We start from the raw sequence: 22,819 nt of genomic DNA, 5'->3' as shown, positions 1-22,819 counted from the left end.
ACATTCACTCAACCGGAGCTGGTAGCTGCCGATCAGGGGAAAGCGTCTGACTAACAGTTCCAAGTACAAGTCCTTTACTACGGATGGCATGAATCATGCCTTTGAGAGCAGCAGCAGACGAATCTGTTGGGTGCATCAATATCAGGGAGCCTGACTCAACCTTGCTGTTAATTTTATGAACCACCGATTGCGGTGACGGATGTTTCCAATCTACGGTGTCCAATGTCCACAACACTGTTTTGAGCCCATGTTCTGCTGCTATATCCACTGTTTGTTGATTAAAGTCACCCGATGGAGGGGCAAACCAATTATTTTTGACACCTAAAGTTTGTTGAAGAAGCTCTTCCGTCTTTTCGATTTCTTGTACGGCTCTGGCTCGGCTCAAACGACTCATATTAGGATGAGAGTAAGCATGATTCGAAAGCTCATGCCCTCTTCTTTGAATTTCCTTGGCGAGTTCAGGATTTTTCTTCAGCCAACTTCCATCAAGAAAAAATGTAGCCTTAACCTTCTCCTGATCCAATGTATCCAATATAGGCACGATAAACTCATTCCCCCATGCTACGTTGATCATGAAGGAAACCATTGGTTTTTCAGGATTGCCCCTGTAAATTGGAACATTACCCAGTTGATTTAAATGTATTTTGGGTGCCAATTGGCGATATACATATTGAATAGGCCGATCTGGAGCTGCAATGGCTTTGCGATAGGTAGCATCCAGATCGACCTCCAGTCCGTTATAACCTGGAATAGCCTTCCATACCCTGTCTATCTTAGCATCAACTGGTTCTCTTCGCTGACGCGTTGCTTCTGTCTTTAGTCGCTGCATAAGCGCATTATCAGGCAAGGCTACTACCGCCATCGTGGGTGTAGCTTCAAGCTCTTCGGCTCCTGTAGCGTCTCCATTGCGTAATTGACTAGCGTAGTCACGAACCCCGCTAAACTGCCCAATTACCAGTGTGATGGCTAAAGTGACTACCACCCACACTGCTCGTTTCACCCTACTCATCATTCCTTCATCCTCCCGCTCGTTTGTCCACATTGTATGCGAGAAGGACAAGATCTATGACGTAGTAAGCTATAAAAGCCCACTTGGGTGCAGCTTGTGCATATGTATGAAAAAAGAGCCAGAAACGTAGCTCTGCCTCTTTCCAAAAACTTAATTAATGCTATTCAAACCCCTTATTTTGTACAAACGTATAGACTCCCTGTGGTATGCGAACCACAACCTAGGACTTAGCAGGAGCTTCAGCCGTCAGTACTGCCTTACGGGACAAATTGACACGACCTTGCTGATCGATTTCAGTTACTTTCACTGTAATCGTATCACCAATAGCAATGACATCTTCAACTTTGGCTACACGCTCAGTAGACAGTTGAGAAATATGAACCAGACCATCTTTACCCGGTAAAATTTCAACAAATGCGCCGAATTTTTCAATTCGTTTGACTGTACCGATGTAAATCTCGCCGACCACGACTTCTTTTACGATACCTTCAATAATGGAACGCGCCTTCTCATTCATCTCTTGATTTGTAGAAGCGATGAACACACGACCATCTTGTTCAATATCGATTTTCACGCCGGTTTCTTCGATGATCTTGTTGATGATTTTACCACCAGCTCCAATAACATCACGGATTTTGTCCGGGTTAATGTGCATTGTCATAATTTTTGGAGCATACGGAGACAATTGCTCACGTGGTTTCTGGATCGCTTCCATCATTTTTCCAAGAATGAACAAACGTCCTTCTCTGGCTTGCTTGAGCGCATCCTGTAAAATATTGCGGTCAATACCGTCAATTTTAATATCCATTTGAATGGCAGTTACGCCTTCCGCAGTACCAGCAACTTTAAAGTCCATATCGCCCAGATGATCTTCCATACCCTGAATATCCGTCAGTACGGAAACATGATCTCCATCCTTGATCAATCCCATAGCTACGCCTGCAACTGGAGCTTTAATCGGTACACCTGCATCCATCATCGCCAGTGTGCTTGCACAAATACTAGCTTGTGAGGTCGATCCATTCGATTCCAGCACTTCGGAAACCAGACGGATCGTGTACGGAAATTCAGTTTCGGAAGGAATTACTTTGGAAAGCGCACGCTCACCAAGAGCACCATGTCCGATTTCACGACGACCCGGCGCGCGCAATGGACGAGCCTCACCTACGCTGAATGGAGGGAAATTGTAATGATGCATGAAGCGTTTGGTTTCTTCCAGATCAATACCGTCCAGAATTTGTACATCCCCTAGTGCACCAAGAGTACAAACGCTAAGCGCCTGCGTTTGCCCACGTGTAAACAAGCCTGAACCGTGCGTACGCGGCAAAATGCTAGTGTCGCTTTCAATTGGACGAATTTCGTCAAGCTTACGACCATCAGGGCGCACTTTATCATGCGTAATCAGACGACGGACTTCTTCTTTAACGATATCATAGAGAACTTCGCTCACATCACTCAAAAGCTCAGGTGTCTCTATGTATTGTGCTTCAAAATGGGCAACGGTCTCTTCGTTAACTGCATCAATCGCCTCTTGACGGGCATGTTTTTCTGCAATTTTAACGGCTTCCACCAAACGATCAGCTGCATAAGCACGTACTTCACTGTTCACTTTTTCATCAACAGCATGCAGCTTAACCTGCATTTTCTCTTTACCTGCTACTTGCACCAATTGTTCAATAACTGCCACAATGTTCTTAATCTCATCATGTCCGAACATAATAGCTTCGAGCATAACTTCCTCTGGAATCTCATCGCCTTCTGCTTCTACCATCATAATGGCATCTTTTGTTCCAGCTACAACGAGATACAGATCGCTTGTGTTTTGCTGTGCAATATCTGGATTAATCACAAATTGTCCGTTTACACGACCTACAGCAACTCCGCCAATTGGACCGTTAAAAGGAACATCCGAAATACTGAGTGCTGCTGAGGTTCCAATCATGGCTGCAATTTCTGGTTCGCAATCCTGATCAACACTCATGACTAGGTTTAACACCTGCACATCATTGCGGAAACCTTCAGGGAACAATGGGCGAATTGGACGGTCTGTCAAACGACTGGATAAAATCGCCTTTTGACTCGGGCGTCCTTCACGCTTAATAAATCCGCCAGGAATTTTCCCCACAGCATACAATCTTTCCTCATAGTTCACGGTCAGCGGAAAAAAGTCCAAATCTTTCGGTTCACGGGAAGCGGTCACAGTACACAGCACAACTGTTTCTCCGTAACTCACCTTAACTGCCGCATTGGCTTGTTTTGCAAGACGTCCTGTTTCAAGCACCAGCTTTCTTCCGCCGAGTTGCATTTCTACGCGTTGCTCCATGGTATCCCTCCATTTCATTTCATTGTAAAAGTTCTATACACATCCAGTATTTCCTGCGCAGGTCTTATTCATAAGAAATTCACAGACAAAATAGGATATGTAATTCAAAAAAAGATTCCTCATTTCAAAAAAGAACCCGGCTGCTGTCCGCCGTCGCCTTAGCAGGGACAAGCGGTGAACAACCAGGCTTCTTTTCTCATTACATGTCTGAAAATTAACGACGCAGTCCGAGACGCTCGATCAACGCACTGTAACGTTTAACATCAGTCTTCTTCAGGTAAGCCAAAAGTTTACGACGCTGACCGACCATTTTCAACAACCCGCGGCGGGAGTGATGGTCTTTCTTGTGCGAACGAAAGTGACTTTGCAAGTTGACGATGTTTTCAGTAAGGATAGCGATTTGTACCTCAGGTGATCCTGTATCGGATTCATGAGTTTTGTACTCCTCGATCAATTGCTGTTTACGCTCTTGAGTCAATGCCATCCTGTTCACCTCCTTCATTATAATCGCCATTAGCCTCGTAACCGCCGGTGAAAGCGGACAACCAAGCTAAGGTTCATCGTTGTTTACACAACATAAGTCAGTATAACACAGCGCCTGTCTTATGTAAATAAATTAGCCCAACAGCTTTTTAGCCGTTTGTGCGTCATTGCCAATTTGGCTGATCAGTTCATCCACTGAAGAGAATTTGCGTTCAGGGCGGATGTAATGGTGAAGCTCAACGAGCACAGACTCCCCATAAATTTGTTGATTAAAATCAAAAAGATGTACCTCAAACGACGGATTCAGCACACCTTCATGAAAAGTAGGCTTAACCCCTACATTCATTACACCATTTATCCAATGATCACCTATGAGCGCTCGTACAGCATATACACCCTTAACCGGAATGACATAAGAATCATCCAGCTTGAGATTAGCTGTCGGAAAACCGATTGTGCGTCCGCGCTTCTCACCATCCATCACAGTACCCTGGATACGATAAGGGCGTCCCAACCAGCGCGAGGCATGTGCTAAATCCCCCGTCTGTAAAGCACGGCGAATGCCTGAGCTGCTTACCTTATCCCCATCCAGTTCGAACGGTGGTACAGTGTAGACAGACATCAGCTCTCCTCCCAGCTTCCGAAGCGTATCCTCATGCCCGGCTCCCCGGTGGCCAAACCTAAAATCAAAACCTACTACCGCCGTTAGAATTTGTAATGGAAGTAACACGTCTGTTATAAAAGCCTCCGGGCTAACCTTGGAAAATTCTTCGTTAAAACTTAAAATATAAAGTACATCCACACCCATATCGGACAGAATAGTCTGCTTATCCGCAAGCGGTGTTAAATAACCTTCATAATCGCCTTTTTTCATGACTTCCTTCGGATGAGGGTGAAATGTCATGACAGATACTGGCACTTTCTGTTCGCGAGCGAGCGCGACGGCCTTGCGTATCACGCTTGCATGTCCCAGATGAAGGCCGTCGAACTGGCCGATCGCCGTGACTTGTGGACGTCCCCATTGCTGCAATAGCTCATCACTCAAAGGATAAGATAACGATACGGTAATCATATTCATTCACCTGCATTTCACATCATTTGACTAACTTCGTCAAAAATTATAGCACAATTCAAGGTGAAAAACGTCTATCAGCATAATTTCACAGAAGCCAGGCCGCAGTCTAGGAGAAAATCTCTGGCGATTATAGAATGATTCAGCTCCGCTGAAAATTTATAAATTCTACAAACTTAAAAAAACTTTAATTGGAGCGATCGCACCTGATTCATCCCGTCCATATATGCCTAAAAACGTTTTATCCTCTTTATATAATCGGAAAGGCTGGTTGTCTGTCACTGGTGGTGAAATCATACTCAGCGACAGGCGTTGGCCTTGCAGAGCCGCAGCTGCCTTGGATTCAGCCACTGTATGCTCAGGCATATAGTCAATTGCTTTATCGGTGGCGATAAGCCGCTCACCTAGGCTACCATCGGCTACATAGCGCTCAATTTCTTCAAATGTTAAACAATGTTCTGCAGAAATTCCCGCAGACATGGTTCGCTCCAGCTTAACCATTGTTGAAGGATATCCCAATTCACGGCCAATATCAACACATAGTGTACGGATGTAAGTACCTTTGGAGCATAAAGCACGAAAAGAAATATCCACATGCGCCCCCATCTTCGCAAATCCCGTCATTTCCAGCTCGTAAATGCTCACTTCACGACTTTTACGCTCCACGGTTTTGCCCTCTCGAGCCAGCTCGTATAGACGTTTTCCATCTACTTTGAGGGCAGAGTACATGGGTGGGACTTGGGAGATCGTACCAACGAAACGCTCCAAAACCGCTTTGGCTTCCATTTCGGTCACCTCAACCGGACGTTCGCTCTCTTCTGTTATTGTCCCAGTCAGGTCTTCGGTATCAGTGGCAATGCCTAAGCGCAGTGTAGCCCGGTATTCCTTGGGTCGCTCTTGCATGTACTCCACCACTCGGGTGGCGCGTCCCAGACACAAGGGCAGAACACCGGTTACCTGCGGATCTAGTGTCCCAGTATGTCCTATTCGCTTCATCCCCAATAAACGGCGAGCCTTGGCCACCACATCATGAGAGGTAAATCCAGCAGGTTTATAAACAGGTAGAACACCTTCCCAAGTTGCCTGTTCCTTCTTTATTGGGTTCATAGCTCTGACTTCACCCGCCCTACAACTGTCTCAATGATATCTCCCAGCTTACCCTCTAGTCGACAGCCAGCCGCACGTACATGTCCGCCGCCCCCAAATGATTGAGCCAGCGCAGCTACATCAACATTCCCTGCCGATCTCAAACTAGCCTTGGTCGCTTGATCATTAATAACTTTAAAGAAAATGCCGACTTCAACCCCACGAATATTTCTTGGATAATTCACGATGCCTTCCAAGTCCTCATTTACAGCACCACATTCCGTCATATCATCAGGTGTTACAACGACCCAAGCAACTTTACCGTCCTCCGACATCGTGAGCGTTTGCAATGCTTTGGTTAGTACTTTCATTTGGGGAAATGTCATTTCCTCGAGCAATTTCTCGGACAAAAATGGGCCATCTACACCATAAGCAAGTAGCTGTGATACCGTAGACATCACTTTCGGTGAAGTATTGGAGTAGCGGAAGCCTCCCGTATCTGTTAACAACCCTGTATATACAGCTGTTGCTACTTCGACATCCCAAGTTACTGCAAACTTTTCCAATAAATCAAAAAGGATTTCCGCTGTTGCCGCAGCATCTGACTTAATCACATTAACCGTACCATAAGCATCGTTCGTTGGATGATGATCGATATTCAGAATAATGGCATCTTCCGTAAAAAACTGCTCTGTCAAACCAACACGACGGTAATCCGCACAATCTACACAAATGATCCGGTTGTATTTCCGTTCTGGCGGTTGTTGACTCATATCCATAATCTCATCGGCATGCCATAAAAAATCCATGCGTTTAGGAATAGGTCCCTCATTCAGCATGGTAAATTTCTTCCCCAGACATGAGAGAAGCCAGCCCACCGTTACGGTGGAGCTGACTGCGTCTCCGTCCGGCTGTACATGCGATACGATCAGGTAATCATCATGCTCCAGAATAAATTCCTTCGCTTGTTGAAGCGCCTGTTCATAGGTATGCATTGCCGTCTCCTTTACATTCAGTTCATGGTTCTTCAGACTAACAAAAATTCCTATTTCTCATCCTTGTCGATATCACTCAACAGCTTTTCAATTCGGCTGCCATAAGCAATAGATTCGTCAATTTTGAAAATCAGCTCAGGAATATGGCGAAGCCGTATCCGTTTGCCAAGTTCAGAACGGAGATAACCGTTCGCTTTGTCCAGCGCCTTCAGAGAAGAAGTTTTTTGTTCTTCATCTCCAAGTACGCTCAAGTATACTTTCGCTTGGGACAAATCGTTTGTGACATCGACACCAGTCACCGTAATAAAACCGATACGTGGGTCTTTTAATTCGGTCTGTATGAGTAGGCTTAGTTCCTTCTTAATCTGCTCGCCAACTCGACCTGTACGTATTTTAGCCATGGGTGCTCACCTCTCTGCCGTTAGCGCTCCACTGTTTCCATGACGAACGCTTCAATAATGTCGGATTCCTTAACATCATTATAACCATCAAGGGTGATACCACATTCGTAACCTTGGGCAACTTCTTTTGCGTCGTCCTTAAAGCGTTTCAGTGAGTCGATTTTACCTTCAAAAATAACGATACCATCACGAATCAGACGTGCTTCTGCTGAACGAGTAATTTTGCCGGACGTCACCATACAACCAGCAATCGTACCGACTTTAGTAACTTTAAACACGTTACGAACTTCAGCGTGACCGATCACATTTTCTTTATATTCAGGGTCCAGCATGCCTTTCATAGCCTGCTCGATTTCTTCAATAACATTGTAAATAACGCGATGCAGACGAATGTCCACTTTTTCAGCTTCCGCTGTAGATTTCGCCTGATTATCAGGACGAACGTTAAATCCAATAACAATAGCATTGGATGCCGCAGCCAAAATAATATCGGATTCGGTGATTGCACCTGCACCACTGTGAAGAATTTTGACGCGTACACCTTCAACTTCAATCTTGTTCAAGGAGCCTTTCAGCGCTTCGACAGAACCTTGTACGTCACCTTTAATAATGACGTTCAGATCCTTCATCTCGCCATCCTTGATGTGTTGGAACAGGTCATCCAGCGTTACGCGGGTATTACTGCCCAGATCAGATTGACGTTGCGTAATCGCACGTTTATCAGCGATAGCACGAGCTTTACGCTCATCCTCGAACACCATGAACGGATCGCCTGCAAGTGGAACTTCTGTCAGACCAGTAATTTCAACTGGAGTGGAAGGACCTGCTTCCTTAAGACGACGACCTTTATCGTTAACCATGGCACGTACACGTCCGAAGCAGTTACCTGCTACGAATGCATCGCCGACTTTCAGTGTCCCGTTTTGAACGAGAATACGGGCTACAGAACCGCGACCTTTATCCAGCTCAGCCTCAATAATAGTACCACGTGCCCGTTTATCTGGGTTCGCTTTGTACTCATTCACTTCAGCTACGAGCAGAATCATTTCGAGCAAATCTTCCAGGCCCATTCTTTGTTTAGCGGAAACATTGACAAAAATTGTATCGCCGCCCCACTCTTCGGGCACCAATTCATATTCTGTAAGTTCTTGCTTTACTTTGTCCGGGTTGGCATCCGGTTTGTCGATTTTGTTTACAGCTACGATTATTGGTAGACCTGCTGCTTTTGCATGGCTAATGGCTTCAACCGTTTGTGGCATAACACCGTCATCAGCTGCAACCACAATAATCGTCATATCTGTTACTTGAGCACCACGTGCACGCATAGCGGTAAAGGCTTCGTGACCTGGTGTATCCAAGAAAGTGATTTTTTTGCTGTTAATTTCAACTTGGTATGCACCAATGTGCTGTGTAATACCGCCAGCTTCACCACCTGTTACATTCGTGGAGCGAATGGCATCCAGCAAAGTTGTTTTACCATGATCGACGTGACCCATAATTGTTACAACCGGTGGACGTGTTCTCAAATCCGCTGGATCATCATTTTCTTCCACAGTTTCAAAACGATCTTCTTCCACTGGGATTTTCACTTCTACCTCGACGCCAAAGTCACCAGCAAGCAAGAGAATGGTATCCATATCCAGTTCTTGGTTGATGGTCGCCATTGTTCCGAGCATGATCAATTTTTTGATGACTTCTGAAGCATCCTTGTGAAGAAGCTTGGCTGTTTCGCCTACAGTCATCTCACCACGCACAATAATTTTCTTAGGCGTGTTGTCGATTTTCTCGCGACGCTCCAGTTGTTGACCTTTACCACGGTTGTTGAATTTACCACCACGATTGTTTCCACCACGGTTGTTGCCTCCACGACCACCGTTACCACCGCGTCCTCCGCCTTGACGGTTATCGTCAAAACGTCCTTGACCGGAACGGTTACCGCTGTTGTTGGAGTTGCCACCTGTACGGCTGCCACCACTGCGGTTGGAATTATTGCTTCCTGCCGAAGAAGAAGTTCTTACTGCACCACCCTGGCTGCTTCCCTGAGGACGTGAACCTGTGTTATTGCTACCGGTACGCTGTTGTCCTCCCTGCTGTTGACCATTACTACGGTTCTGAGTGCCTTGCTGGCCGACTGGTCTACTAGAACCTTGTTGACTGCGGTTTTGACCGCCCTGCTGACTGCTTTGCGCTTTTGGAGCGCTGCTTCGATTACTGTTTTGGTTGTTGTTTGTCCTATTCATACTTACCTGCTTTTCCTGTTGATTTTTGGTTTGCTCCGTTGAATGATTACTATTCTGGCTTGAACCGGTCTGATTCGAGCTTACTTGCGCCGTACCTGCTTCGCCTTGCTTGACCGCAGCATTGGATTTAATATTCTTAAAAAAATTTTCCACTTTACCTACGGCATCATGTTCCATGACGCTCATATGGTTGTTCACGGGAATATCCAGCCGTTTAAGAATGGTGATAATTTCTTTGCTGCTCATGTTCAACGATTTGGCGTATTCGTATACCCGCACTTTGTCTTTGCTTTCTTGTTTACTCAATATACTCCACCTCCGACATTATCCCCGCATGTTTCATGATCAATTTCGCGAATCCTTGATCCGTCACAGCCAGCACGACCCGTTCAGGTTTGCCGATGCTGCTTCCCAAGCTTTCCCGGTCAAATCCTATCAATAAGGGGATTTTGTACGTCCCGCATTTGTCGCGGAATTTCTTTTGAGTATTCATTGAAGCATCTTTCGCAAGAATGACCAGCTTGGCTTCTGAAGACCTGATCGCTTTATAAACGATCTCATCACCTGTTAGCAACTTGCCAGCTCTCATGGCAAGCCCCAATCCAGACAGCGCCTTATTCATCCTGCACGCTGCCTTGTGCCGCCAGGAATTCTTCCTCGACGGCAGCAAAATCACGACTTAGCTGCTCATAAATATCAGGATGGACCGAGTGCTTCAATGCTCGATCCAGTGCCTTGCTCTTTTGAGCCAACTTGAAGCAGGCGGCTTTGCCGCACAAGTAAGCGCCGCGTCCCGACTTTTTGCCAGTCAAGTCAATCAACACTTCGTCTTCAGGGGTTTTGACGACACGGATTAACTGCTTCTTTGGCATCATTTCATGACAGGCGACACATTTGCGCAAAGGTATCTTTCTCTGTTTCATGCATTAACCCCCCTACACTCCGCTTAATCTACAGAAACGGAATCCTGATGCATTTCATCGGTGGATGTTCTCGGTCTGCCGAGTTCTTCCTCCGCCTGTGTTTCACTCTTAATATCAATTTTCCAGCCAGTAAGCTTAGCAGCAAGGCGAGCATTTTGCCCTTTGATACCAATAGCTAGAGAAAGCTGATAATCAGGTACTATAACGCGAGCCATTTTCTCTTCTTCAAACACCTGTACTTCAAGCACCTTGGACGGACTCAAAGCATTAGCCACGTATTCATCAACATTATCAGAATAGCGTACAATGTCGATTTTTTCGCCACGCAGCTCGTTTACAATGGTCTGCACCCGCGTTCCTCTTGGTCCCACACAAGAACCTACCGGATCAACCTCGGCGTTACGAGAATGAACAGCGATTTTAGAACGGAAGCCTGCTTCACGCGCTACGGAACGAATCTCTACAACACCGTCAAAAATTTCAGGCACTTCGAGTTCGAACAAACGCTTAAGCAGACCCGGATGTGATCGGGACAGCATAATTTGCGGTCCTTTGGTTGTGTTCTCCACCTTGGTAATATAAGCCTTAATCCGATCCAAATGGTTGAATTTCTCATTAGGCATTAGCTCACTCAACGGAAGAACTGCTTCCACCTTGCCAAGATCAATATAAATATTGCGTGGATCTTGGCGCTGTACAGTTCCTGTTACAATATCCTCTTCCTTGTCCACAAACTTGTTGTAGATCAGTCCCCGTTCCGCTTCGCGAATGCGCTGGGTCACGACTTGCTTCGCTGTTTGTGCAGCAATCCGTCCAAAATCACGTGGTGTGACTTCAATTTCAGCAACATCCTCCAACTGAAAATGTGGGTTAATCTCACGGGCTGCCGGCAACGAAATCTCGGTGCGAGGATCCAATACCTCCTCAACAATCAGCTTACGGGCATATACCTTAATGACTCCCGAGTTGCGGTTCATATCAACACGCACGTTTTGTGCGGTATTGAAATTCCGTTTGTAACTGGAGATCAGGGCTGCTTCAATGGCCTCAAACAGCACGTCCTTACTGATCCCCTTTTCTCTTTCCAACTCGTTCATTGCTTCAATAAAATCCATACTCATGGATTACTGCTCCCCCTTTCAAATGATGGCACCTGCGTACTGGTCGGCACACGAGGCAAAAAACATGTAGTACATGTCAAACAGCAACAATCAAATCTGAATTAAAATATGATCGCGAGCCTTGCACCGGCTACCTTGTCATAAGGTATGGTATGCTTCTTTTGTCCACTTTGGACGGTGAGTTCCCCATCTTCAAAAGAAAGCAAACGGCCTTCGAATTCCTTCAGACCGTTAATCGGCTCGTATGTAGTAACGAATACGTTTTTGCCTACCGCTTTAGTGACATCCTCCGCTTTTTTCAGCGGTCTCTCGGCGCCTGGTGAAGACACCTCCAGAAAATATGCTGTAGAAACAGGGTCATTTTCATCCAGCTTTTGACCCAAATATTCACTGATCATACTACAGTCGTCCAGATCAATTCCTCCGTCTTTATCTACAAAAACACGAAGAAACCAATTGCTACCCTCTTTGACATACTCGACATCGACCAGTTCAAAACCATGCTCATCGAGGTAAGGTTGGGCCATTTCTTCTACTACTGATTTGATCTTTGGTGTGCTCAAAGATTATAACCTCCAAAAGTGAACTTTCCTGTGGTGAAAAAGAGATACCCTCTTGCCGTGGGCAATGCTTCTCCATCACCGGCATTTTCATTTTCATTTGATGTAATGTTCATTTTGGGCTCACTGCAAATAAACCGGCGTACCGGTTGCCTGCCCAAAAATAACCTTTTTTTCACGTTGTACCTGTATATCAAACAGTAAAGAGTGGGTTTCCCCACTCTTTTAGCAACGGTTTTATCTCCATGATTACCAAAAAAATTATAACATAACCGTAGTTATGTGACAAGTGCCAGAGCTTGACTACTGTGGTTCAGATTAAAACAGAGACAGCTGATTACTCTCTGGCAGACCTCGAAAGCATCCCATCTGGGACAGCATTTCGACAATCGTTTTACTAGCCTTCGATTTCTGTTGAAAATCCTCAACGGACAAAAATTCACCTTGTTCACGGGCAGCTGCGATGTTACGTGCTGCATTATCTCCAATACCCTGAAGAGCTCCGAACGGAGGAATGAGCGAGTCCCCATCCACTTTGAAACGAGTAGCTTCGGAACGGTACAAATCAATGGATTTAAAACTAAACCCGCGAGCCGTCATTTCCAAAGCCATCTCCAGGATTGGAAGCATCCCTTTTTCTTTAGGTGGCGCCTGAAAACCAAGCTGCTCAATTTCGACAATCTTCCGTGCGATCGCATCATACCCCTGACAGCACAGGTCAATATCAAAATCGGCTGCACGTACTGAGAAGTAAGTTGCATAATACTCGATCGGATGATACAGCTTGAAATATGCTGTACGCACGGCTGAAATAACATAGGCTGCAGCATGCGCCTTCGGGAACATGTACTGGATTTTTAGACAGGAATCAATGTACCACTGCGGCACCTTGCATTTTTTCATTTCTTCAATCCATTCGGCACTAAGTCCTTTACCTTTACGTACGCTCTCCGTAATTTTAAAGGCCAGACCTGCATCCATCCCCGCCTTGTAAATCAAAAACAGCATGATATCATCCCGACAACCAATTACGGTCTTGATGTTACATGTATTATTTTTAATCAACTCTTGTGCATTCCCTAGCCATACACCCGTCCCGTGAGACAAACCGGATATTTGCAGTAAATCGGCAAAAGAACTCGGCTGCGACTCTACCAGCATCTGGCGTACAAATTTTGTCCCCATCTCTGGTACACCATAGGTGGCGACAGGCGTGCGAATCTGCTGCGGTGTTACACCGAGTGCCTCCGTGGAATTGAACATGCTCATCACCTTGGGATCATTCATTGGAATGGTCGTAGGGTCAACCCCGGTCAAATCCTGAAGCATTCTCATCATGGTCGGATCATCATGGCCCAGAATATCGAGCTTGAGTAAGTTCGCATCAAAAGCGTGATAATCAAAATGCGTCGTTTTCCATTCCGAGCTCGTATCATCAGCCGGATACTGCACCGGTGTAATGTCCTCGACCTCAATATAATCGGGAACAACAACGATCCCGCCCGGATGCTGTCCGGTACTACGTTTTACACCCGTACAACCAGAAGCCAACCTGTTCAGCTCGGCTCCACGCCATTTTTTATGATGTGCCTCTTCATATTTTTTGGCAAAGCCAAACGCCGTTTTCTCAGCAACTGTACCAATGGTCCCTGCACGGAAAACACTTTTTTCACCAAACAGTACTTTTGTATAGTTATGGGCAACAGGTTGATATTCACCAGAGAAGTTCAAGTCAATATCGGGAACTTTATCTCCTTTAAAACCGAGGAACGTTTCAAAAGGTATATCCTGTCCCTCACCCTTGAGCTTGCCACCGCAATTCGGACAGTTTTTATCTGGCAAGTCAAAACCGCTCGGCACACTTCCATCCAAAAACCATTCGCTGTGTCTACATTCAGAATTACCGCAAATATAATGGGCGGGCAGTGGATTTACCTCAGAAATACCGAGAAAAGTAGCAACTACAGAAGAACCAACAGAACCCCGTGAACCTACCAAGTATCCATCCTGATTAGACTTTTTAACCAGACGTTCAGAAATGAGATAGTTAGCGGAGAAACCATATTTAATAATAGGTTCCAATTCTTTTTCAAGGCGAGCTACAACAACCTCAGGTAAGGATTCACCATAAATGGATCGAGCCGTCTCATAGCATGTATTACGAATTTCCTCGTCTGCTCCGTCCAGCAATGGCGTAAAAAGCTTGTCGGGGAACAGTTCCAGTTCTTCAAAACGCTCTGCCAGCTCACTAGTGTTTTTCACAACGACTTCATACGCTTTTTCCTCACCCAAAAACTCGAACTCTGCCAGCATTTCATCCGTTGTCCGCAAATGAGCATCTGGCTTTCGGATGTCCTTTAGCGGGCTAAAACCGGTAATGCCATGAATAGTAATATCACGGTACAGCTTATCGCGAGTTTCCAAATAGTGAACATTGCCTGTAGCAATTACGGGCTTATCAAGGCGTTTTCCTATGTCGCATACTTTGCGAATGGCCGTTTTTAGTGCATCAGGCCCGCTTACAAGCTGCTTTTCCACCAGATGCATATACATCGTCAAAGGTTGAATCTCCAGCACATCATAAAACTGTGCAATCTCCTCGGCTTCTTCCTCGGACTTGTTCAACACAGCCTCGAAGAATTCTCCTTTTTCACAGCCAGAAATAATAAGCAATCCGTCTCTCATCTCAGACAATTTCGATTTAGGAATACAAGGCACACGCTTGAAATATTCGGTATGAGACATGGAAACCAGCTTGTACAGATTTTTTTTACCAACCGGATTGAGAGCATAAATGCAGCAGTGGAAAGGACGAACAGTCGATAGATCCTTACCTACATAATCATTCAGACGATCGAGCATTTTTAATCCCTTAATTTGTTCCGCATCATTCAGCAAGCCATTCAGCACTTCAGTCAGTGCGACTGTATCGTCAATAGCACGGTGATGACTTTCTAGTGCCACTTTATATTTGCTCGTCAACGTATTCAGACGATGGTTTTTCATTGTTGGAAACAGTAAACGAGCCAGTTCGAGCGTATCCAGTACCGGATTGGTCATTTCGGGCAAACCCATCTTTCGAAGGGTGGCCTGGATAAAGCCGATATCAAACCGCGCATTATGGGCAACCAATACAGCATCGCCAGCAAAAGCTACGAACTCCTTCATAACAGGTTCCACATCCGGCGCATCCTTGACCATTTCATCGTTAATGTTGGTCAGTTGCTGAATGTTGTATGGTATACGTTCATGCGGATTGACAAAGGTTGCATAACGATCAATTTCCTTGCCCTCATGCATTTTAACAGCAGCAATCTCTATGATTTTATTTTGTGTAACTGATAGACCGGTGGTTTCAATATCAAAAACGACATAAGTCGCTGTTTTCAAATTTAATGGCTGTGCCTGCATTACAACCTCAACAGCATCATTAACCACATTGGCCTCAACACCGTAGATCATCTTAATGCCATTTTTCTTTGCAGCCTTAGCGGCATCAGGGTAGCATTGCACACCGCCATGATCGGTGACCGCAATCGCCTTGTGCCCCCATTTGGCGGCTGTTTTGACATATTGATCAATCGAGGCGACAGCATCCATTGCACTCATCTTTGTGTGCAGATGAAACTCAACCCGTTTTTCCGCTGCATTATCCTTACGTCCGGGTGGAGCCTGTACTTCAACTAGATCGGAAGGAATCATAACCAGCTCGGGAATTTGCATAAAACGGTCATATTCAACTCTTCCCCGCACTTTGACCCATTTACCATTAGCCAACAGACTGAGAATTTTTAGATCTTCTTTAGTTTTAGCAAACATTTTCATTTGCAGGGAATCACTAAAGTCGGTCAAATAATACGTAAACAATGTACTGCCATTGCGCAATTCTTTACTGTCCAAACCGAAGATTGTTCCTTGTAGGGTGACTTTCTTTTCTTCGTCCTGAATCTCTTGCATCGGAATAGCCGGTTCTTTGATGTCATAACCAAATTGAAGCCGTACGTCTCCTTCTTCTTCTTCCAAAGGCGGCATCTCGGATTCCATACTTTCCATCATCTGCTGAATAACTTCGCGTTCTTCTTGCATCTTCTTTTCCTGGAATTCCTGTAATGCCTCCTGGTTACTTTCACCCACCTGGACTTTAATGCGCATAGAGATCCCAAAATATTTATCGTAAAACTTAATAATAGCTTGATCTATCTGCTTTTTGCGCGCCAGTTCCAATGACATACTATCGCTCATTGTTAGTAATAATAGACCGTCTTCCCACTCATGCACAGCCCGGTTCATCCAACCGTTAACAGATGGAATTTCACGGTGCACCCACTCTAAAAAAAGCTTCCAGTATTCACCGATAATATCACCAGGTTGAACCTGCTCACTGTACTGAAAGCGGAATGTGATTTTAGCGATATGGCTCATTTTTTCCTGTACTTGAATACAGAACGTACGATACACCTGAGCGGGGACCAGTGTCTCTTTGGCAATAGTGATATTCCAATCCTTGTTGGTACGGCTAATCTCAACCTGATCAATCCAACCGTCCAAAAAATAAGGATCAACCACTCCCGCCGGCATTACAACCTGCTTCATCAGCAGCTCCAGCCGCTTTCTCTTTTCTTCAGCTCCGCCCATGGCTCTCCCCCCAATTTCCAATCTACCATTCTGAAAACATGAAAAGCTTCTGCGTCTAAAACATCTCCGACCGCAAAAGCTTTTCGTAGCCTTCTTCAACCCTCATCACAACGATATAGATAGTCCGGAATATTATCCAGTAACAGCTATTCCTGTTGGCGAAGAGAATGAAGTAAGTATAGGGTATTGCTCTTCTATATTAGTACGCCCGTGCGAACACTACTGTATGCTTGGCTGGTTTGCCACAGCACAAACATGTGGTCTTTTGCTCAGTTGTTTTAAACGGTATGTTACGGCTTGTAGCGCCTGTCACTTCTTTAACTTTGTCTTCACATTCTTCAGATCCGCACCAACCAGCCAAAGTAAAGCCACGTTTTTCTTCCATGAGAGTCTTCATTTCATCCAACGTATCGACGGAATAGAAGTTTTCTTCCATGAAGTTCTTCGCACGGTCAAACATCTCTTGTTGTACCTGTGCGAGCATCGCGTGTACTTCTTCAAGCAGATTGTCCTGTTGTACAATTTTTTTCTCACCGCTGATACGGGATACAAGAACACAGACACCGTTTTCCATATCACGAGGTCCGATCTCCAGACGAACCGGTACACCGCGCATTTCATATTCATTAAATTTCCAGCCTGGACTTACATCACTGCGGTCGTCCATTTTAACACGGACACCCGCTTGTTTCAACTCAGCAAACAATTCATCTGCACGAGCGATAACTGCATCACGTTTCTTAGGTGGTCCAATAGGAACCATAATAACCTGAGTAGGTGCCACTTTAGGAGGCAGTGCAAGACCACGGTCATCTCCATGGACCATAATTAATGCACCGATCAAACGTGTACTTGTTCCCCAAGATGTCGTATGCGCGAATTCCAGGTTGTTTTCACGACTCAAATATTTAATGTCAAATGCTACGGCAAAGTTAGTTCCCATATAGTGGGATGTTCCAGCTTGTACCGCACGTCCATCTCTCATCATCGCTTCCAGTGAAAATGTATCCTTCGCACCTGCGAACTTTTCAGAAGGTGTTTTCTGTCCAGTTATAACCGGAATAGCTAGAACTTCCTCGATGACCTCACGATAAACTTCCAGCATTTTCATCGTTTCTTCACGTGCTTCTTCTTCTGTTTCATGAGCTGTGTGACCTTCTTGCCACAAAAATTCACTTGTTCGCAAGAAAGGCAGCGTACGTTTTTCCCAACGCACCACATTAGCCCATTGGTTAATGAGCACAGGCAGATCACGATAGGATTGAATCCATTTGGAGTACATATGACCGATCATGGTTTCCGAAGTTGGACGGATTGCGAGACGTTCTTCCAGCTTTTCCCCACCAGCCTCAGTCACCCATGGCAGTTCAGGATTAAATCCCTCCACATGCTCTTTTTCTTTTTGGAAAAAGCTTTCTGGGATAAACATTGGAAAATAAGCATTGCGATGTCCCGTTTCTCTGAAACGTACGTCCATAGCTTCCTTAATGTGCTCCCAAATCTCAAAACCATCGGGACGGAATACAATACACCCGCGAACCGGCGAGTAATCCATCAGTTCTGCTTTTTTAATAACATCAATATACCATCGGGAAAAATCTTCGCTCTGCGGCGTGATTTCCTCGACAAACTGTTTATCGTTCGACATAGAAATGCATGTCCTCCCATACAGACCATTTTTATAATGTCCGTCTCTAATTAACCATTAATTAAGCGTAAAATATCGTTATACGTGACCGCAATCATAAGTAGGAATAGCATAGCAAAACCAACGAAATGGACCATTCCTTCCCTGCTCGGATCAACAGGACGTCCTCTTACCGCCTCAACCCCAAGGAAAACAAGTCTACTTCCATCCAAAGCCGGAATAGGCAATAGATTGAATATCCCCAGATAAAGACTCATGATCGCAGTCCAATATGTCAACTGCTCAATGCCTTGCTTAGCAATTTGTCCCGTCACTTCAAAAGTACGTACGGGGCCTCCCAGGTCATTGATAGAAAAACGTTGGATAAGCTGGCTAAATCCTTGAAAAATAATATCTGTCGTTCTGACCATGGATTGTCCGGCAAATTTGAATGTTTCCCCAACACCTGCTTGGCGTTTTGGAAGTTCAGGCACAATGCCCACCTTGCCACCCTTTTGTCCTTCCATTGCACGAGGTGTAATGGTAAGATCAAAGGTTTTATCATCACGGCGAACTGTCCACTTCATCGGCTTGTCTTGAGAATCTGCAATCAGCTTGATCATGTTTTCAACATTCGCACCAATTGCAACTCCGTTCACCGATTCAATGATATCTCCCTTATGCAAATCAGCTTCAGCAGCAGGCATACCCGCTGTAATTTCACTAATTTGAACATAAGTTGGGTTGTCCACTTGTATGCCGACCATCTGGATATGCAGACCAAACAGAATAAAGGCAAGAATAAAATTCATCAGTGGTCCAGCAAATATAGCCATCGCACGCTGTCCCACTGTTTTACTCCCATACTGTCGATCCTTCGGTGCAATTTGAATGGATTGTCCTTTGGTTACCATCATCGCTTGTGGGTGCACAGTATATTGCTGATCTTCACCATCCACATCTAATTTTACAGTTAGCGCTTGTTCCAGATCAATATCCAACACTTCACCGCGCGCAACATTCTTGCGGTTATCCAGTTGGTCCAAATAGATGGTCTTAACGACGCCATCTGTTACGCGTACAGCAATCGTTTGTCCGGTTTCAATTTCATTGACCTCCGGATCCTCTCCCGCCATGCGGGCAAAACCACCGAACGGCAGCAACCGTAGTGTAAATCGTGTCTCGTTTCTTTTATAAGAGAACAGTTTCGGACCGAAACCGATCGCAAACTCCCGTACCAGAATCCCGGCGCGTTTGGCAAAATAATAATGCCCCCATTCATGCACCGTCACTATGACGAAAAACATGAGCACCGTCATCAACACTATTTGAATCGTTTCCAATCGTTTCCGTTCCCCTTTCAATGAGATCAAGTTTGTCTTCCTAGATTATCATTATTCTCCGAACCCGCACAAGAGAATCACAATTCGTTCTTGACCCCAACATTAGCCTACAACCTCGCAGCTATACTACGAGTTTCGCGGTCACAGGTTTCAATCGCAGATAAATCAGGATCAGCCATATTGACATGCTGTTCGAGCACCTGTTCAATAATAGCTTCAATATGCAGAAAAGAAATTTCTCCACGCAAGAAACGGGCAACAGCAATCTCATTAGCAGCATTAAATGCGGTCGGTGCTGTACCACCCATTTTACCACATTCGAAGGCAAGCCTTAAACAAGGAAAACGATTAAAATCCATTTCCTTAAAGTGGAGTTTTCCCACTTCAGCCAGTGACAGAGGCTTTGCCGGAGACTTCATCCGCTCAGGATAAGTCAATGCATATTGAATGGGTACTCTCATGTCCGGGTTCCCAAGTTGAGCAACAATGCTTGTATCCTGAAACTCGACGTAGGAATGAATAATGCTTTCCGGATGAAGCAACACATGGATCTGCTCATAGCTAAGTCCGAACAGCCAATGTGCCTCAATGACTTCCAGCCCTTTGTTTACCATCGTTGCTGAATCAATTGTAATTTTGGCCCCCATTGACCAATTAGGATGCTTAAGTGCATCTTCCACAGTAACTTCACGCAGCTGTTCCCTTGTCAAATCTCGAAAAGAACCGCCTGATGCTGTGAGGGTAATATGTGCCACATCTTTCATACGCTCACCATTCAGACATTGGAAAATAGCTGAATGCTCACTGTCAATCGGCAGCAACGGCACTCCTTTCGCCCGAGCTCGCGCAGTGACCAGATGACCAGCAGTAACCAGTGTTTCCTTGTTAGCCAAACCGATCTGTTTTCCAGCCTCAATCGCGGCCAGCGTGGAGTGCAATCCGACACTGCCCATTACAGCCGTCACAACCATATCCGCCTCTGTATTCGCGGCCAGCTCAACAAGTCCTTCATTTCCCCAGTGTAGTTCGATTCCAGAAGGCAGTAAAGGACGAATTTCATCCGCTAACTGCTGAGTACCGACAGACACTTTTTTAGGATGATAGAGATGTGCTTGCTCAGCAAGTAACTTTACATTGGAGCCGCCTGCTAAAGCCTCAACAGTGAACTGATCTGGGTGCATGGACACCACATCCAGTGTTTGAGTTCCAATAGAGCCGGTTGAACCAAGTACCGTAATTCTTTTCATGATGCACCTTCCTATCCTGAAAATCACTTTAATCAGGAGCTCATTGTTTGTTACCCAGGCAACTATACAGCTGCTACCATCCTTCTAATAGCGCAGGAGGAACAACATAAAGGTTGATCCTGAGCATAAGTTGTAATTACCAGACTCATGGAAGCAGCATCAGCATATGTACAAATGGAAAAACGACAATCCAGCTGTCGCAGCGGTCTAGTATACCACCGTGTCCTGGCAGCAGATTACCAGAATCTTTAATGCCGTACACTCGTTTGTATGCAGATTGTACCAAATCGCCCAGTTGTCCCACAACAGCACATGACAAACCGATGCCGAAGGCTTTACCCCAGGGCAGCAGTCCACCTGATAATCCAGCGAATACCAGAGCTATAACCAAAGCTAAAACAACTCCGCCAATGGACCCTTCAACCGTTTTGTTTGGACTAATCGCAGGCCATAGCTTCGTCTTTCCTACCATTTTGCCTACAAAATATGCCCCTGCATCACTTGCCCAAATACAAGACAACAACAAAAAAGTCCATAACAGTCCATGTTCCATATGACGTGATTCTGCAATATACGAAAATCCAAATCCTATATATACAGTACCAAGAAATAGTATAGCTACCGTTTGAATTGGGATTTTATTTTTCGTTCCTACCGTGATCATCATAAACACTATCATTACCAACCAAAGCAAACTGGCAAAGGATAGCGGTGTGTGTAAACCCAGAGGTTGATATGGGAATACAAATGCTAATATGCTTACGTAGCCAAGCAGTGCCGTACCTCCAAAAGGAGATACCTGCGTCATTCGTGCGAACTCATAAAATCCGATTAGGGCCATCACCAATATAAGCAAATGGTAGGCCAAGCCGCCCCACAGGACCATTGCCAAAAAGAATATGCCTGCCAGAATACCGGTAATTAATCTCTGTCTCAACGGCTTTCATCCTCCATTTACTTCAGTCCGCCATACCGTCGTGATCTTTTCTGATATTCGATCACTGCTTCGTATAAATGCTCTTTTTTAAACTCGGGCCAATAAATATCAGTAAACCACAACTCACTATATGCAAGCTGCCAAAGCATAAAATTACTGAGTCTAAGTTCCCCGCTTGTTCGAATCAATAAATCAGGATCTGGCATACCAGTAGAAAGCAACGTGTTACCAATTAGCTCAGATGTTATATCTTCCGGCTTCAGCTTTCCATCCTCAATTTGTCGGCCCAATGCTTGCATGCACTCTGTGATTTCCAACCGACTGCCATAATTTAATGCAAAATTAAGTACAAGTCCGGTATTATTTTCAGTACGTCGAGTCGCTTCAGTCAGCGCTTCAACGGTATGGGAAGGTAAATGTTCCTTGTTCCCCATCATACGCACTTGCACATTTTTTTCAATCAACTCATCCAGCTCAATTGCCAAAAATTCTTGAGGCAGTTTCATTAGAAAATCAACTTCGTCCTTTGGACGCGTCCAATTCTCAGTTGAAAAAGCAAATAAAGTTAAATACTTAATACCCAGTTCATCCGCTGCAATTGCTGTGCGTTTCACTGCCTTCATTCCATTTTGATGCCCTACAATCCGCGGCATTCCAATCCGTTTGGCCCATCTGCCGTTCCCATCCATGATGACAGCAACATGCTGCGGAATATTGTCTTTTGAAATGGCCGGTGTTTGCTGTTTTTGTTCCCCGTTCCACCAAGACCGAACCCGTTTGATCATTCCAGTTCCTCCAGCATTCTCTGAAAATGTGC

General features: G+C 45.2%; 18 protein-coding genes. All 18 read right to left on the bottom strand.

The window, feature by feature from the left end:
- Positions 1-4: 4 nt before the first annotated feature.
- On the bottom strand, positions 5-1,012 hold the full coding sequence (locus ACU1JV_RS11620; protein WP_165079999.1) for a polysaccharide deacetylase family protein: 1,008 nt from the start codon (positions 1,010-1,012) through the stop codon (positions 5-7).
- 217 nt (positions 1,013-1,229) lie between these two features.
- Positions 1,230-3,332: a polyribonucleotide nucleotidyltransferase gene (gene pnp / locus ACU1JV_RS11615; protein ID WP_013370728.1), complete on the bottom strand. Its 2,103-nt coding sequence runs from the start codon at positions 3,330-3,332 to the stop codon at positions 1,230-1,232.
- A 214-nt stretch (positions 3,333-3,546) separates the two neighbouring features.
- Positions 3,547-3,816 carry a 30S ribosomal protein S15 gene (gene rpsO, locus ACU1JV_RS11610; protein WP_007430074.1) on the bottom strand — a complete coding sequence of 90 codons (270 nt, stop codon included), beginning with the start codon at positions 3,814-3,816 and terminating at the stop codon, positions 3,547-3,549.
- Between the two features lie 132 nt (positions 3,817-3,948).
- Entirely contained in the window at positions 3,949-4,887 is a 939-nt protein-coding gene (locus tag ACU1JV_RS11605; RefSeq protein ID WP_025679739.1) for a bifunctional riboflavin kinase/FAD synthetase, read from the bottom strand.
- Positions 4,888-5,055: 168 nt separating this feature from the next.
- Entirely contained in the window at positions 5,056-5,994 is a 939-nt protein-coding gene (gene truB, locus ACU1JV_RS11600) for a tRNA pseudouridine(55) synthase TruB (protein WP_013370725.1), read from the bottom strand.
- A complete protein-coding gene (locus tag ACU1JV_RS11595; protein WP_058829489.1) occupies positions 5,991-6,968 on the bottom strand; it encodes a DHH family phosphoesterase in 978 nt (325 codons plus the stop codon). Before ACU1JV_RS11595 ends, truB begins: the two co-directional genes overlap by 4 nt.
- 50 nt (positions 6,969-7,018) lie before the next feature.
- Positions 7,019-7,369 carry a 30S ribosome-binding factor RbfA gene (gene rbfA / locus ACU1JV_RS11590; protein ID WP_013370723.1) on the bottom strand — a complete coding sequence of 117 codons (351 nt, stop codon included), beginning with the start codon at positions 7,367-7,369 and terminating at the stop codon, positions 7,019-7,021.
- A 20-nt stretch (positions 7,370-7,389) separates the two neighbouring features.
- Positions 7,390-9,915, bottom strand: a complete 2,526-nt coding sequence (gene infB, locus ACU1JV_RS11585; RefSeq protein ID WP_129549112.1) for a translation initiation factor IF-2 — start codon at positions 9,913-9,915, stop codon at positions 7,390-7,392.
- Positions 9,908-10,231 carry a L7Ae/L30e/S12e/Gadd45 family ribosomal protein gene (locus ACU1JV_RS11580; protein WP_007430068.1) on the bottom strand — a complete coding sequence of 108 codons (324 nt, stop codon included), beginning with the start codon at positions 10,229-10,231 and terminating at the stop codon, positions 9,908-9,910. Before ACU1JV_RS11580 ends, infB begins: the two co-directional genes overlap by 8 nt.
- Positions 10,224-10,532, bottom strand: a complete 309-nt coding sequence (rnpM, locus tag ACU1JV_RS11575; protein ID WP_007430067.1) for an RNase P modulator RnpM — start codon at positions 10,530-10,532, stop codon at positions 10,224-10,226. The genes ACU1JV_RS11580 and rnpM overlap by 8 nt, the downstream gene beginning before the upstream one ends.
- A 23-nt stretch (positions 10,533-10,555) precedes the next feature.
- Positions 10,556-11,653: a transcription termination factor NusA gene (gene nusA, locus ACU1JV_RS11570; protein WP_013370720.1), complete on the bottom strand. Its 1,098-nt coding sequence runs from the start codon at positions 11,651-11,653 to the stop codon at positions 10,556-10,558.
- Between the two features lie 101 nt (positions 11,654-11,754).
- Positions 11,755-12,216, bottom strand: a complete 462-nt coding sequence (rimP, locus tag ACU1JV_RS11565; RefSeq protein ID WP_013370719.1) for a ribosome maturation factor RimP — start codon at positions 12,214-12,216, stop codon at positions 11,755-11,757.
- Positions 12,217-12,531: 315 nt separating this feature from the next.
- Positions 12,532-16,848 (bottom strand): PolC-type DNA polymerase III, encoded by a 4,317-nt coding sequence (locus ACU1JV_RS11560; RefSeq protein ID WP_013370717.1) that lies wholly within the window; start codon positions 16,846-16,848, stop codon positions 12,532-12,534.
- A 199-nt stretch (positions 16,849-17,047) separates the two neighbouring features.
- Positions 17,048-18,496 carry a proline--tRNA ligase gene (proS, locus tag ACU1JV_RS11555; RefSeq protein ID WP_013370716.1) on the bottom strand — a complete coding sequence of 483 codons (1,449 nt, stop codon included), beginning with the start codon at positions 18,494-18,496 and terminating at the stop codon, positions 17,048-17,050.
- A gap of 50 nt (positions 18,497-18,546) precedes the next feature.
- Positions 18,547-19,818 carry an RIP metalloprotease RseP gene (rseP, locus tag ACU1JV_RS11550; RefSeq protein WP_058829621.1) on the bottom strand — a complete coding sequence of 424 codons (1,272 nt, stop codon included), beginning with the start codon at positions 19,816-19,818 and terminating at the stop codon, positions 18,547-18,549.
- 107 nt (positions 19,819-19,925) lie between these two features.
- Positions 19,926-21,065, bottom strand: coding sequence for a 1-deoxy-D-xylulose-5-phosphate reductoisomerase (locus ACU1JV_RS11545; RefSeq protein WP_058829487.1), 1,140 nt, complete (start codon positions 21,063-21,065; stop codon positions 19,926-19,928).
- 145 nt (positions 21,066-21,210) lie between these two features.
- Positions 21,211-22,002, bottom strand: a complete 792-nt coding sequence (locus tag ACU1JV_RS11540) for a phosphatidate cytidylyltransferase (protein ID WP_025679732.1) — start codon at positions 22,000-22,002, stop codon at positions 21,211-21,213.
- A 17-nt stretch (positions 22,003-22,019) separates the two neighbouring features.
- The gene (locus tag ACU1JV_RS11535; RefSeq protein ID WP_013370712.1) at positions 22,020-22,787 is read right to left on the bottom strand and encodes an isoprenyl transferase; all 768 of its coding nucleotides are present in this window, start codon (positions 22,785-22,787) and stop codon (positions 22,020-22,022) included.
- Positions 22,788-22,819: the final 32 nt, after the last annotated feature.

The sequence above is a fragment of the Paenibacillus sp. T2-29 genome (assembly GCF_052921365.1).
The sequence above is the reverse complement of the archived record's forward strand: the minus strand, read 5'-3'. Positions and strand labels throughout refer to the sequence as shown.

Coding starts and splice junctions, on each gene's coding strand:
- ACU1JV_RS11620 (WP_165079999.1), bottom strand. CDS start 1,012: ATGATGAGTAGGGTGAAACGAGCAGTGTGGGTGGTAGTCACTTTAGCC.
- pnp (WP_013370728.1), bottom strand. CDS start 3,332: ATGGAGCAACGCGTAGAAATGCAACTCGGCGGAAGAAAGCTGGTGCTT.
- rpsO (WP_007430074.1), bottom strand. CDS start 3,816: ATGGCATTGACTCAAGAGCGTAAACAGCAATTGATCGAGGAGTACAAA.
- ACU1JV_RS11605 (WP_025679739.1), bottom strand. CDS start 4,887: ATGATTACCGTATCGTTATCTTATCCTTTGAGTGATGAGCTATTGCAG.
- truB (WP_013370725.1), bottom strand. CDS start 5,994: ATGAACCCAATAAAGAAGGAACAGGCAACTTGGGAAGGTGTTCTACCT.
- ACU1JV_RS11595 (WP_058829489.1), bottom strand. CDS start 6,968: ATGCATACCTATGAACAGGCGCTTCAACAAGCGAAGGAATTTATTCTG.
- rbfA (WP_013370723.1), bottom strand. CDS start 7,369: ATGGCTAAAATACGTACAGGTCGAGTTGGCGAGCAGATTAAGAAGGAA.
- ACU1JV_RS11580 (WP_007430068.1), bottom strand. CDS start 10,231: ATGAATAAGGCGCTGTCTGGATTGGGGCTTGCCATGAGAGCTGGCAAG.
- rnpM (WP_007430067.1), bottom strand. CDS start 10,532: ATGAAACAGAGAAAGATACCTTTGCGCAAATGTGTCGCCTGTCATGAA.
- nusA (WP_013370720.1), bottom strand. CDS start 11,653: ATGAGTATGGATTTTATTGAAGCAATGAACGAGTTGGAAAGAGAAAAG.
- ACU1JV_RS11560 (WP_013370717.1), bottom strand. CDS start 16,848: ATGGGCGGAGCTGAAGAAAAGAGAAAGCGGCTGGAGCTGCTGATGAAG.
- proS (WP_013370716.1), bottom strand. CDS start 18,496: ATGTCGAACGATAAACAGTTTGTCGAGGAAATCACGCCGCAGAGCGAA.
- ACU1JV_RS11545 (WP_058829487.1), bottom strand. CDS start 21,065: ATGAAAAGAATTACGGTACTTGGTTCAACCGGCTCTATTGGAACTCAA.
- ACU1JV_RS11535 (WP_013370712.1), bottom strand. CDS start 22,787: ATGATCAAACGGGTTCGGTCTTGGTGGAACGGGGAACAAAAACAGCAA.